Here is a 13,355-nt window from a genome sequence, read left to right on the forward strand (position 1 = left end):
TCTATGTCTCAGCAGGTGAAACACGACAGCGCTGTACTGGTGCACTTTACGTTGAAGCTGGAAGATGGCTCAACGGCGGAGTCAACCCGCGCCAATGGCAAACCTGCACTGTTTCGCCTTGGCGACAGCAGTTTGTCTGATGCGCTGGAAAATCAGCTGTTAGGGCTGAACGTCGGGGATAAGCGGGCGTTTACGTTAGCCCCTGAATCTGCATTCGGCAGCAAGAGCCCGGATTTGGTTCAGTTCTTCTCCCGCCGTGATTTTCAGGAAACCGGGGTGCCGGACGTGGGCACCATCATGTTGTTCAGTGGTCGTGATGGCAATGAAATGCCGGGCGTTGTCCGTGAAGTGACAGAAGATTCAATCACTGTAGATTTCAACCATCCGCTGGCAGGGCAACATATCGATTTCGATATTGAAGTGCTGGAAATTGACCCGGAGCTTGAGGGGAAACATGCAGATATTGCTGGCTAATCCGCGAGGATTTTGTGCGGGTGTTGACCGCGCAATCAGTATTGTGGAACGTGCGCTGGAAATTTACGGCGCACCTATCTATGTCCGCCATGAAGTGGTGCATAACCGTTACGTGGTCGACAGCCTGCGTCAGCGCGGTGCTGTTTTCATTGAGCAAATCAGTGAAGTACCTGATGGATCTATTCTAATCTTCTCCGCTCACGGCGTTTCTCAGGCAGTACGCGCAGAAGCGAAAGCACGTGCCCTGACCATGCTCTTTGATGCCACCTGTCCGCTGGTGACGAAAGTTCATATGGAAGTGGCGCGCGCCAGCCGTAAAGGTACTGAAGCGATTTTGATTGGCCATGCCGGGCATCCTGAAGTGGAAGGCACTATGGGGCAGTACAGCAACCCGAAAGGGGGAATGTATCTGGTCGAAGCACCTGAAGATGTTTATAAATTGCAGGTGAAAGACGAGAATAATCTGTGCTTTATGACCCAAACCACGCTGTCGGTCGATGATACTTCTGCCGTGATTGATGCGCTTCGCGAACGTTTCCCGAAAATCATCGGGCCGCGTAAAGATGATATTTGTTATGCCACGACTAACCGTCAGGAGGCCGTGCGTACGCTGGCTGACGGGGCAGATGTTGTGCTGGTGGTGGGGTCGAAGAATTCCTCGAACTCCAACCGTCTTGCCGAACTGGCGCAGCGCGTCGGCGTACCTTCTTATCTGATTGATTCGGCGGCTGATATTCAGGAAAGCTGGCTGAAAGATGCGAAAAGCATCGGCGTGACCGCAGGCGCATCGGCACCGGATATTCTGGTGCAGGATGTGATCAGCAAGCTGAAAACTTTTGGCGGACTTGATGTCATCAACATCGAAGGGCGCGAAGAAAATATTGTATTTGAAGTGCCAAAAGAACTGCGTGTCGATGTGCGTCAGATCGACTGAGCGCAGAATCTGAATGAAAAACCGGCTCAATGTGGCCGGTTTTTTTATGTCTGCACTTTTATGGCATCAATGAGGCAGGAGTTTGAATAAATTTTGCGGCGAGCCGACCGTGGTAGTTTCCACATGCAGTAACGCGCCTTCCAGTGCATGCGGTGCATCGAGATTTTTGCGTGCCGATGTGATAAACAGTTCTGTCATATCCGGACCGCCAAAGGTGCAACAACTGGGTTGTGTCACCGGCACCGGTTGCGTATCCAGCGTGAGCAGTTCACCCTGATTGATTTGCTGGCGAAGCAGGCATTTTGAGCCCCAGCAGGCGGTGATCAGCCAGCCATTCTGTGCCAGCGCAGAGCCATCAGGGATCTTATCACCCGAAGAAAAACAGGATATTTTCAGCGGATTGATGCGGCGGGCATTGGCGGAGAAGAAACGTTTCTTTTTGCTGTCTGCAAACCACACCTTGCCTTCATACCAGACCAGAGTATTGGTACACCCGACATTATCAAGCATCATTTCCGGCCTTTCTGTACCGGCCTCATAGCGGAACCATTCGCCGTTGTCCTTTTCTTCCTTTATATCCAGTGTGCCAAACCACAGTGAGCCATCAGGCGCAATGGCCGCTTCATTCGGACGCGTGCCTTCTGCGCCGGGATAATCACACAGCTTCTGGCGGCTTTTCTGTTCGTAATCGTAGAGATGTATCCCGTCGACGGAAACCAGCAAAAACTGATTTCTTTTTTCGGTCAGCAACACGGCGCTGGTCAGTGCGGGGAGTTGATGAATTTCGGTTTGCCCGTTATCGGGCCAGTAACGCAGAACACGCTGAGCCAGAATATCGACCCAAAGCAAAGATTGTGTACGCTGGCACCAGACGGGGGTTTCACCCAATTCGGCTCGATAGTCGCCAATGGCAGTAATGTCGGACCGGAAAAATGCTGACATCGCAAAGATCTCCTGCAGGTTACAAATGAATAGAGCGGGTGACTGTCTGTATTCAGTCTAGTCTGGCTTTGGCCGTGGGGGATAGATGAAATGCTGTAAAAAGAAAGGGCCAGCCCGTCAATAAGACGTAAAGCCGGCCCCGGAAGTTCAGTCGTTAAGGCTTAGAAGTCGTAACGCAGACGGATCAGGTTCATATCACCGAGGTTATCGGTAGAAGAAGTGAACACATGTTCGTAATCTACACGGAAGCCGTAATCGAGCTGGAAGGACACACCCAGACCGTTATCAATACGCTGGTAATTACGGCCAGTCACATAGGTCAGACGGTCACCCATGAAGTATGGCTGAATGGTTTTAACGGCCAGCTGATTGATTGGGAAAGCATAACCCAGGAAGTATTCCAGGCCGTAAGCGTCACCGGCGAAGAAGTGATCTTCAGTTTTCACGCCTGTTGTCAGGAAGTCATGGTAGTAACCGCCACCGAAGGACGCTGTCCAGTTGCCTGGCTTCCAGCTTAGTGCAGTACCGACAATGCTCTGGTTGTAATCTTTAGACGTGTTATCACCTGGATTTCTCATTTCTGCATCGGTGTAGTTGTACGCAGTACCCCAGGTCAGGTCTTTGGTGATGTGGTAATCGACACCGACAGAACCGCCGCCGTTACGTTTGTAACGCAGGCCATTTTTACCGGTCAGCAGTTCGCTGTCTTCGAACAAGTACGATGCGTAAACATCTGCGTCGCCGAAGGTGTTTTTATATTTCAACATCTTACGGGAACGGTAAGAACCATCGTAGTCACCGTTCACCCCATTGCCTGGTGCCTGGGCGAGCATGTCATAATCCCAGATATCGGTTTTCGCACCCACCACATCGTAATAAACGCTGTTTTGCTGACCAAAGGTCAGCTGGCCGTAGGTTTTGCTTTTCAGACCGGTGTAGAGCATACGACGGCTGGTGTTATGCGCACCCTTCGCATAGTGATTATCCCAGCCAGTCAGGGCTGGAATATTTACACCCAATTCGTAGTAGTTAATCCAGCTGATGTCATCAAACAGATAATAATCAGCAGAGAAACGGAAACGCGTACCGCCATCAAAACCATTGGTTTTGTAGTTTTTCACACCGTTTTGGAACTGGAACTGCGGGCGAATACTGCCCCCGACCTGGAAGTTAAGACGGCTCAGCGGATCGTTTGGCTGTGGATCTTGTTTAAGCAGGGTAATTTCTGCGTGTGCAGCAAAGGAAGCTAAGCCAAATAAAAGACCTGCGGTCGCCACTTGTGTGACTTTGTTCAGTTTGAATTTCATGTTAAATCCCTGTGCCAATATACGGTTCTGAAAAATCAGCAACAAAATTGGCAATGTGTAGTTTTTATTTTTCCCTTACTGATGACTGTCTGGTAAGGGTGAAGACGCGCCTTATGCAACCTGGCTACTCATTTTGACTGCCCGTTAAATCAAATTTCGGCAGTTAAAATTAGGTGGCTATTTATTATCACAATCATTGATTTTATCAATATTATTTCATCATATATAATAAAAATTTAATGTTTTAGATCTAAGAAATGTTTCGTTAGCTGCTTATCTGTTAGCACCAAGAGGGTAAATAAGCTTTTTCAGTCATCGTCATCATATTGGTCTTTCTTCTTTATTACATATTGTCAGACGGTGCCCTGCGCGGAAGTGATAAAATCAAAGTAGTGAGATAGGGGAAATAAGGAAGGGGGCGCTGAAACTTATGCACTACATTGCATGGTTATGCGGGCCGCCTTAAAGTGGATGTTTTGGCTTTTTTTTGCCCGTGAGTTCCGGTTCTGCCCGTCGTTTAACACAAAATCACAAAATGCGTAACCTGAAACCAGATGGCTTTTACTGATATTAACGGGCCTGTATCATAATTTTCTAATTATGAAGCAATTTTGCTGGCTCCCTGATCGCGGGGTCGATAACCTGATTCTGTTTCAAGACAGAACCACAATAAGAAGAGAGTAATTATGAGTAACGCTGATATTCGCATGGCCATTGTTGGCGCAGGGGGTCGTATGGGCCGCCAGCTGATTCAGGCCGTATCCGATGCCGGTGGTGTGGTGTTGGGCGCAGCGCTTGAACGTTCGGGTTCTTCCTTAGTCGGAACCGATGCGGGCGAACTGGCTGGCGTAGGGACGGCGGGCATCAAAGTGCATGATAATCTGGATTCCGTAGTCAATGACTTCGATATTCTGATCGACTTCACCCGTCCGGAAGGCACGCTGGCACACCTTGAATTCTGCCAGAAACACCATAAAGGTATGATTATCGGCACTACAGGCTTTGATGACGCCGGTAAGGCTGCAATTAAACAAGCCTCTGAGGTTATTCCGGTGGTTTTTGCGGCCAACTTCAGCGTGGGTGTAAACGTTGTCCTCAAGCTGCTGGAAAAAGCGGCCAAAGTTATGGGCGACTATACCGATATTGAAATTGTCGAAGCGCACCACCGTCATAAAGTTGATGCACCATCGGGTACAGCGCTGGCAATGGGCGAAGTGATTGCTGATGCGTTAGGGCGTGACCTCAAGGATTGTGCGGTGTATGCCCGTGAAGGCCATACCGGCGAGCGTGATCCCAAAAGTATTGGTTTTGCCACCCTCCGCGCCGGCGATATCGTGGGTGAACATACTGCCATGTTTGCCGATATCGGTGAGCGTGTGGAGATTACCCACAAGGCTTCCAGCCGCATGACTTTCGCAAAGGGTGCAGTTCGTGCAGGAAAATGGCTTTCCTCGCATAAAAGTGGTCTTTATGACATGCGGGATGTCCTGGGTTTGGATGATTTGTAGTAAATGGTTTAGATGTGATGTGGTTGTTTTGGTCATAATCTTTTGATAAAAGGGCAGTTCCTTGATTGCCCTTCTCTTTTTATATGAAAAGAGTGGTTTGAGTTTATTTTCTTTAATTAACCTTCTTTTTATATCTTTTCCTCTGTTTTCAGAAGGGCTATTGTTTGTTTTTTGTACATGCCCGTGATTCCTGCCTGTAACACTTCCTTGTTCCTCGTCATTTTTCAGACATCCTCCTCCGCAAACGGTTACTATAGTTACTTAGACTGTATTTTTATGGCAGTGAAAGCCTGTTTTCATTGAGTTGTGCGAAAAACAGAGAAATGTTGGCGCTTTTGGTAGACAAACCCGGCTGCCATCATTAGAATGCGCGCAATTTGCCAAAAATTGGCTTCGGGAGCGATTTTTGCATTGATTTAGATCGGGTTATCTGAATTAATATGCAGATATTGTGATTTATTATTCTTGGAGGATGCTTTGATAAAGTCAGCGCTATTGGTTCTGGAAGACGGAACCCAATTCCACGGTCGGGCCATCGGGGCAGAAGGGTCGGCAGTGGGGGAAGTGGTCTTCAATACGTCGATGACCGGTTATCAAGAAATCCTCACTGATCCTTCCTATTCCCGCCAGATTGTCACTCTCACTTATCCCCATATCGGTAATGTCGGCACCAATGCCGCTGATGAAGAATCCTCCGCAGTACACGCTCAAGGTCTGGTCATTCGCGATTTACCCCTGATTGCCAGCAACTACCGCAGTGAAGAAAATCTTTCTGATTACCTCAAGCGCAACAACATCGTTGCCATCGCCGATATTGATACCCGCAAGCTTACCCGTCTGTTGCGTGAAAAAGGCGCACAGAACGGCTGTATTATCGCGGGCGATTCACTGGATGCAGAACTGGCGCTGCAAAAAGCTAAAGCCTTCCCCGGCCTGAAAGGCATGGATCTGGCGAAAGAAGTGACGACCAGCGAATCATACAGCTGGCAACAAGGCAGCTGGACGCTGGAAGACGAACTGCCTGCAGCAAAGGAAGCCGAAGATCTGCCATTCCACGTGGTGGCTTACGATTACGGTGCGAAACGCAATATCCTGCGCATGCTGGTCGATCGCGGTTGCCGCCTGACAGTGGTTCCGGCGCAGACTCCGGCGGCTGACGTGCTGAAGCTGAATCCGGACGGTATTTTCCTGTCCAATGGTCCGGGCGATCCGGAGCCTTGCGACTACGCTATCGCGGCCATCAAAACCTTCCTGGAAACCGACATTCCTGTCTTCGGTATCTGCCTCGGCCATCAGTTACTGGCTCTCGCCAGCGGTGCGAAGACCGTGAAAATGAAACTCGGTCACCACGGCGGTAACCACCCGGTAAAAGATCTCGATAAAGATATCGTGATGATTACCGCACAGAACCACGGCTTTGCAGTTGATGAATCTGACCTGCCAGCCAACCTGCGCGTGACGCACAAATCATTGTTTGACCATACGGTGCAGGGTATACACCGTACCGATAAAGCGGCTTTCAGCTTCCAGGGGCATCCGGAAGCGAGCCCGGGCCCGCACGATGCGGCACCGCTGTTTGACCACTTTATTGAACTGATTGAAGCTTTCCGCACAAACAACGCCAGATAACAGGAGCGAATAAAAAATGCCAAAACGTACAGACATAAAAAGCATCCTGATTCTGGGCGCCGGTCCGATTGTTATCGGCCAGGCTTGTGAATTTGACTACTCCGGCGCGCAGGCGTGTAAAGCGCTGCGTGAAGAGGGTTACCGCGTTATTCTGGTGAACTCCAACCCTGCGACCATCATGACCGACCCTGAAATGGCCGATGCGACTTACATCGAGCCAATTCACTGGGAAGTGGTGCGCAAGATTATTGAAAAAGAACGTCCCGATGCCGTGCTGCCGACCATGGGCGGTCAGACCGCACTGAACTGTGCACTGGAACTGGAACGTCAGGGCGTGCTGGAAGAATTCGGCGTGACTATGATTGGCGCGACCGCAGACGCCATTGACAAGGCCGAAGACCGTCGCCGTTTCGACGTGGCAATGAAAAAAATCGGTCTCGATACCGCACGTTCTGGCATTGCACACACTATGGAAGAAGCGCTGGCGGTTGCCGCTGACGTTGGCTTTCCGTGCATTATCCGTCCTTCCTTTACCATGGGCGGTACCGGTGGCGGTATTGCATACAACCGTGAAGAATTCGAAGAGATTTGTGAACGCGGTCTGGATCTCTCCCCGACCAAAGAGCTGCTGATTGATGAGTCGCTGATTGGCTGGAAAGAGTACGAGATGGAAGTGGTGCGTGATAAAAACGACAACTGCATCATCGTCTGTTCCATTGAAAACTTCGATGCAATGGGTATCCACACCGGTGACTCCATCACCGTAGCGCCGGCGCAGACCCTGACCGACAAAGAATACCAAATCATGCGTAACGCCTCGATGGCGGTGCTGCGTGAAATCGGCGTCGAAACCGGCGGTTCCAACGTTCAGTTCTCGGTGAATCCAAAAAATGGCCGTCTGATTGTTATCGAAATGAACCCGCGCGTATCCCGTTCTTCAGCACTGGCTTCCAAAGCGACCGGCTTCCCGATTGCCAAAGTGGCGGCGAAACTGGCGGTAGGTTATACCCTCGATGAGCTGATGAACGATATCACCGGCGGCAAAACGCCCGCGTCGTTCGAACCTTCTATCGACTACGTTGTGACTAAAATTCCTCGCTTCAACTTCGAGAAATTCGCCGGTGCTAATGACCGTCTGACCACACAGATGAAATCTGTTGGTGAAGTGATGGCAATTGGCCGTACGCAGCAGGAGTCTCTGCAAAAAGCGTTACGCGGTCTGGAAGTGGGTGCGAGCGGTTTCGACCCGAAAGTCAGCCTGGATGACCCGGAAGCACTGACCAAAATCCGTCGCGAACTGAAAGAAGCCGGTGCCGAGCGTATCTGGTACATCGCGGATGCCTTCCGTGCCGGGATGTCCGTTGACGGTATCTTCAATCTGACCAACGTGGACCGCTGGTTCCTGGTACAAATTGAAGAACTGGTGAAACTGGAAAATGAAGTGGCCGAAGGTGGCTTCAATATTCTGACCCAGGACTATCTGCGTATGCTCAAACGCAAAGGCTTTGCGGACCTGCGTCTGGCGAAGCTGGTCGGCGTGTCAGAAAGTGAAGTGCGCAAACTGCGTCACAAATACAACCTGCATCCGGTTTACAAACGTGTGGATACCTGTGCGGCGGAATTCTCAACCGATACCGCGTACATGTATTCAACGTATGAAGAAGAGTGCGAGTCTAACCCGACCAATGACAAACCGAAAATTATGGTACTGGGCGGTGGTCCTAACCGCATTGGGCAGGGGATTGAATTCGACTATTGCTGCGTACACGCCTCACTGGCGCTGCGCGAAGACGGTTACGAAACCATTATGGTTAACTGTAACCCGGAAACGGTATCTACCGATTATGACACCTCGGATCGTCTGTACTTCGAATCCGTGACCCTTGAAGATGTGCTGGAAATCGTGCGTATCGAACAGCCGAAAGGCGTGATTGTGCAGTACGGTGGTCAGACCCCGCTGAAACTGGCGCGTGAACTGGAAGCCGCTGGTGTGCCAATTATCGGCACCAGCCCGGATGCGATTGACCGCGCTGAAGACCGCGAACGTTTCCAGCAGGCGGTTAACCGTCTGGGACTGAAACAGCCAGCCAATGCCACAGTGGCGACTATCGAGCAGGCTGTTGAGAAAGCCGCCGGTATCGGCTATCCGCTGGTGGTGCGTCCGTCCTATGTGCTGGGCGGACGTGCAATGGAAATCGTCTATGACGAAATCGACCTGCGCCGTTATTTCCAGAACGCTGTCAGCGTGTCGAACGATGCGCCGGTGCTGCTGGACCGCTTCCTTGACGATGCCGTAGAAGTTGATGTTGACGCGATCTGCGACGGAGAGCGCGTGCTGATTGGTGGCATCATGGAGCACATCGAACAGGCGGGCGTACACTCCGGTGACTCTGCGTGTTCACTGCCATGCTACACACTGAGCCAGGAAATTCAGGATGTGATGCGCCGGCAGGTTGAGAAACTGGCTTTTGAACTGAGCGTACGTGGCCTGATGAACGTCCAGTTCGCGGTGAAGAATAACGAAGTCTACCTGATTGAAGTGAACCCGCGTGCTGCGCGTACGGTTCCGTTTGTCTCCAAAGCCACTGGTGTGGCGCTGGCGAAAGTTGCCGCGCGCGTAATGGCAGGGCAGACGCTGGCAGAGCAGGGTATTACTGAAGAAGTGATCCCGCCTTACTACTCTGTCAAAGAAGTGGTGTTGCCGTTCAATAAATTCCCAGGTGTTGACCCGATTCTGGGGCCGGAAATGCGTTCTACCGGTGAAGTCATGGGCGTTGGCCGTACTTTTGCCGAAGCCTTTGCCAAAGCGCAGCTGGGCAGCAATTCCGGTATGAAGAAAGCCGGTCGCGCACTGTTGTCGGTTCGTGAAGGCGACAAAGGCCGTGTGGTGGATCTGGCCGCTAAACTGCTGAAACGTGGTTTTGAGCTGGATGCAACACACGGTACGGCGGTGGTATTGGGCGAAGCCGGGATTAACCCGCGTCTGGTTAATAAGGTGCATGAAGGTCGTCCGCATATTCAGGACCGTATCAAGAACGGCGAATATGTGTATATCGTCAACACCACAGCAGGACGGCAGGCGATTGAAGACTCCAAGCTTATCCGGCGCAGTGCGCTGCAATACAAAGTGCATTATGACACGACGCTGAACGGCGGTTTCGCGACAGCGATGGCATTGTCTTCTGACCCGACTGAACAGGTGATTTCAGTGCAGGAAATGCACGCGAAAATCAAAGGTTAATGGCATCATTGTTTTATAAAGGCGTGGCGAAAGCTGCGCCTTTTTCTTTTATACCCGTCATACTTTAATTCGCAGATGCGTTAGTTACATCCGGTCCCCCGAATCACTTATCTGAATAAGCTCATCGGATCCCATCACTTGCTGCCTTCCTGCGAATCGAATTATTTGGGTATAACGGTTGGAGTTTTATCCGGAAAGCCCAAAATTGCGTATGCTGAAGTAAAGCTAATAAGACAAGAGACCTGCATGATTTTAATAATTTACGCCCATCCTTATCCGCGCCATTCCCGGGCCAACCAGGGGTTGCTCTCAGCAGTCAGCGATTTACCTGATGTCGAAGTGCGTTCGCTCTACGACCTCTATCCTGATTTCAATATCGATATCACTGCTGAACAGAAAGCCGTTGAACGCGCGGATCTGGTGGTTTTCCAGCATCCGATCCAGTGGTACAGCCTGCCGCCATTGATGAAACTGTGGATAGACAAAGTGCTCGAACACGGCTGGGCGTATGGTCATGAAGGCAATGCACTGAACGGTAAACATTGTCTGTGGGCCGTGACAACGGGCGGTAATGAGCATCATTTTGAACTGGGTGATCATCCTGATTTTGACGTGCTGGCGCAGCCGTTGCAGGCGACGGCCATTTATTGCGGCATGCACTGGCTGCCGTATTTTGCCGTGCACAACACGTTCATTTGCGATGAAGTGGCGCTCAAAGCTGCGGGCGAAGAATATCGTCGCCGTTTAACCGCCTGTCTGAGTCTGAAGGAAGGCTGCCTGCCGGAGGTGAGTCTTGGATAACCATAACCTGATGATCGAAGGGCTCATTTATCTGGGCTCGGCGGCGCTGTTTGTGCCCATCGCAGTGCGTCTTGGACTGGGGTCGGTGCTGGGCTACCTGATTGCGGGCTGTATTATTGGCCCATGGGGGCTGAAACTGGTGTCGGATGCGGAGTCAATTCTGACCTTCGCAGAAATTGGTGTGGTGCTGATGCTGTTTGTCATCGGCCTGGAGCTGGACCCTAAACGGTTATGGACGATGCGGGCTTCGGTTTTTGGCGGCGGCAGCATTCAGATGGTGGGTTGCGGTGCGGTGCTCAGCGTATTTTGTTATTTCCTCGGGCTGGACTGGAAAATTGCACTGCTGATCGGCCTGACGCTGGCACTTTCCTCCACGGCAATTGCCATGCAGGCGATGAGTGAACGCAGTCTGACGCCTTCTCCGCTTGGCCGCAGCGCCTTTGCGGTATTGCTGTTTCAGGATATCGCCGCGATCCCGCTGGTGGCGATGATCCCGTTACTGGCGAGTACCGGTGAAGCTACAACGCTGATGAGCTTTGGCCTGTCGGCGGCCAAAGTGGCCGGTGCGCTGGTACTTGTGGTGTTGCTCGGACGCTACGTGACCCGGCCATTGCTGCACTTTGTCGCACGCTCAGGCATGCGTGAAGTGTTCAGTGCCGTTGCGCTGTTTTTGGTCTTCGGCTTCGGCATTTTGCTGGAAATGGCCGGTATGTCGATGGCAATGGGCGCATTTCTGGCAGGTGTATTGCTGGCAAGTTCTGAATACCGCCACGCACTGGAAAGCGATATTCAGCCGTTCAAGGGCCTGCTCCTCGGGCTGTTCTTTATCGGCGTCGGCATGTCCATCGATTTTGGCACGCTGGTCCATCAGCCGCTGCTGATCGCCACATTGCTGGTGGGTTTTATGGCACTGAAAGCCGCTTTACTTTGGCTGATCGCGCCCTGGTTGGGCGTGCCGAAAAAGCAGCGTGGGCTGTTTGCCATCTTAATCGGGCAAGGCAGTGAGTTTGCATTCGTGATTTTCAGCACCGCACAAATGGCCGGTGTGTTACCGGTGGAGTGGTCGAAATCCCTGACGCTGGCGGTGGCACTTTCCATGGCGGTAACGCCGTTACTGCTGGTGCTGTCGGCCCGTCTTGAGCGTAATGCGCCGAAAGATGATCGCCCTCATGACACCATTGATGACGAAAATGCGCAGGTGATTATTGCCGGTTTCGGGCGCTTTGGTCAGATTGCCGGTCGTTTGTTGCTGGCTAATAACGTTCACACGGTGGTATTAGATCACGATCCGGATCACATTGAAACGCTGCGTAAATTTGGCACCAAAGTATTTTACGGCGATGCCACGCGCGTTGATTTGCTCGAATCTGCCGGTGCCGCCCAGGCCAAAGTGCTTATTAACGCCATCGATGATGTGGAAGCCAATCTTCAGCTGACGGCGCTGGCGAAAGAGCATTTCCCTAATCTGAAAGTGATTGCCCGCGCCCGCGATGTCGATCACTGGTACCAGTTGCGTCAGTTGGGTGTTGAAGCGCCGGAACGCGAACTGTTTGAAGGCTCACTGCGCGTTGGCCGCGATGTTCTGGAAGTGCTGGGGCTGGATGCGTATGAAGCCCGTGAAAAAGCCGATCTGTTCCGCCGTTATAATCTGAAAATGCTGGAAGCTACCCTCGGAAATTACGAAGATACCGAATTCCGTATCGCCAGTATGCAGCGTGCGAAAGACATGCTGACAGCCGCCATCGAGCAGGATCAGGTTCGTCTGGCTTCCGGTCAGCAACAGGGCTGGCGTGGCAGTATTGACGGCAAAGCGCCTGAGAAAGAGGTGATTGAAGCGAAAGTTTAAGCCGCCTGTTAAAACAGAAAACCGGTGCCTGACGCACCGGTTTTTTCCTTTCCGGACTCAGCTCAGTGCGACTTTAATGCCTAAACCGATCAGCACACCGCCCAGCAGTTTATCGATAAGTTTCTGAGCTTTCGCCAGACCACGACGTACCGGCGGGCTCTGGATAAGCAAAGCCAGCGACGGCCACCAGATAGCCGACAAACCGACGATAATCGAGGCGTACCACAGCTTTTCTCCGAAGGTGGAATTGATCTGCAAGACCTGCGTGAACATCGCCAGGAAGAATAATGTTGCCTTAGGATTTAGCAGGTTACACAGATAACCCTGCATGAACGCTACACGCAATTTCACCTGCTGTGGCTCAATCCCGTCGAGGTTCATTTTGCTGTTGCTGCGTGAGAATAACGCCTGAATACCGACCCAGATCAGATATGCCGCACCGATGTATTTCAGCAAATTGAATAACCACGGCGTGGTGGTAATCACCACTGCCAGACCGGCCACACAGTAAGACATGTGTGTAATCACGCCGCAAATTACGCCCAGTGACGTCGTGAGTGCCGCGATGCGCGGATAGCGTGCCGCATTTTTGATGACCAGAAAGAAATCAGGACCGGGAGAAAGCATGCCGAGGAAGGCAATACTGGCAACAAAAAGGGTGGTTTCAAGCATG

10 protein-coding genes are annotated in these 13,355 nt (G+C 51.6%); 7 read left to right on the forward strand and 3 right to left on the reverse strand.

The genetic code is table 11. The features are described 5' to 3' along the window. Positions 1 to 3 precede the first annotated feature (3 nt). Together fkpB and ispH are read left to right on the forward strand one after the other, a co-directional pair. Positions 4 to 474: an FKBP-type peptidyl-prolyl cis-trans isomerase gene (fkpB, locus tag J1781_RS14245; protein WP_129953244.1), complete on the forward strand. Its 471-nt coding sequence runs from the start codon at positions 4 to 6 to the stop codon at positions 472 to 474. Beyond that, positions 455 to 1,408, forward strand: a complete 954-nt coding sequence (ispH, locus tag J1781_RS14250; protein WP_129953243.1) for a 4-hydroxy-3-methylbut-2-enyl diphosphate reductase — start codon at positions 455 to 457, stop codon at positions 1,406 to 1,408. The genes fkpB and ispH overlap by 20 nt, the downstream gene beginning before the upstream one ends. A 66-nt stretch (positions 1,409 to 1,474) precedes the next feature. Here the strand turns inward: ispH and J1781_RS14255 are convergent, their stop codons facing one another. Beyond that, positions 1,475 to 2,350, reverse strand: a complete 876-nt coding sequence (locus J1781_RS14255) for an SMP-30/gluconolactonase/LRE family protein (RefSeq protein WP_217139519.1) — start codon at positions 2,348 to 2,350, stop codon at positions 1,475 to 1,477. A gap of 161 nt (positions 2,351 to 2,511) precedes the next feature. Then, positions 2,512 to 3,657: a porin gene (locus J1781_RS14260; RefSeq protein ID WP_129953241.1), complete on the reverse strand. Its 1,146-nt coding sequence runs from the start codon at positions 3,655 to 3,657 to the stop codon at positions 2,512 to 2,514. A gap of 686 nt (positions 3,658 to 4,343) precedes the next feature. Between J1781_RS14260 and dapB the strand changes: the two genes are divergently transcribed. The 5 genes from dapB to kefC all read left to right on the forward strand — a co-directional run bounded on the left by dapB (position 4,344) and on the right by kefC (position 12,682). Next, positions 4,344 to 5,165, forward strand: coding sequence for a 4-hydroxy-tetrahydrodipicolinate reductase (dapB, locus tag J1781_RS14265; RefSeq protein WP_129953240.1), 822 nt, complete (start codon positions 4,344 to 4,346; stop codon positions 5,163 to 5,165). Between the two features lie 477 nt (positions 5,166 to 5,642). Next, positions 5,643 to 6,794, forward strand: a complete 1,152-nt coding sequence (gene carA, locus J1781_RS14270) for a glutamine-hydrolyzing carbamoyl-phosphate synthase small subunit (protein WP_217233783.1) — start codon at positions 5,643 to 5,645, stop codon at positions 6,792 to 6,794. Positions 6,795 to 6,810: 16 nt separating this feature from the next. Then, positions 6,811 to 10,035: a carbamoyl-phosphate synthase large subunit gene (gene carB / locus J1781_RS14275; protein WP_129953238.1), complete on the forward strand. Its 3,225-nt coding sequence runs from the start codon at positions 6,811 to 6,813 to the stop codon at positions 10,033 to 10,035. Positions 10,036 to 10,281: 246 nt separating this feature from the next. After that, entirely contained in the window at positions 10,282 to 10,836 is a 555-nt protein-coding gene (gene kefF / locus J1781_RS14280; protein ID WP_217233784.1) for a glutathione-regulated potassium-efflux system oxidoreductase KefF, read from the forward strand. Further along, complete coding sequence (gene kefC, locus J1781_RS14285) at positions 10,829 to 12,682, forward strand: glutathione-regulated potassium-efflux system protein KefC (protein ID WP_217139517.1); 1,854 nt, start codon at positions 10,829 to 10,831, stop codon at positions 12,680 to 12,682. The genes kefF and kefC overlap by 8 nt, the downstream gene beginning before the upstream one ends. 57 nt (positions 12,683 to 12,739) lie before the next feature. Here kefC and J1781_RS14290 read toward each other — a convergent pair whose 3' ends face one another. After that, complete coding sequence (locus J1781_RS14290) at positions 12,740 to 13,354, reverse strand: LysE family transporter (protein ID WP_129991302.1); 615 nt, start codon at positions 13,352 to 13,354, stop codon at positions 12,740 to 12,742. Between the last annotated feature and the right edge of the window lies 1 nt (position 13,355).

Source organism: Rahnella perminowiae, from assembly GCF_019049695.1.
In the GTDB taxonomy this organism is placed as follows: Bacteria; Pseudomonadota; Gammaproteobacteria; order Enterobacterales; family Enterobacteriaceae; genus Rahnella; species Rahnella perminowiae.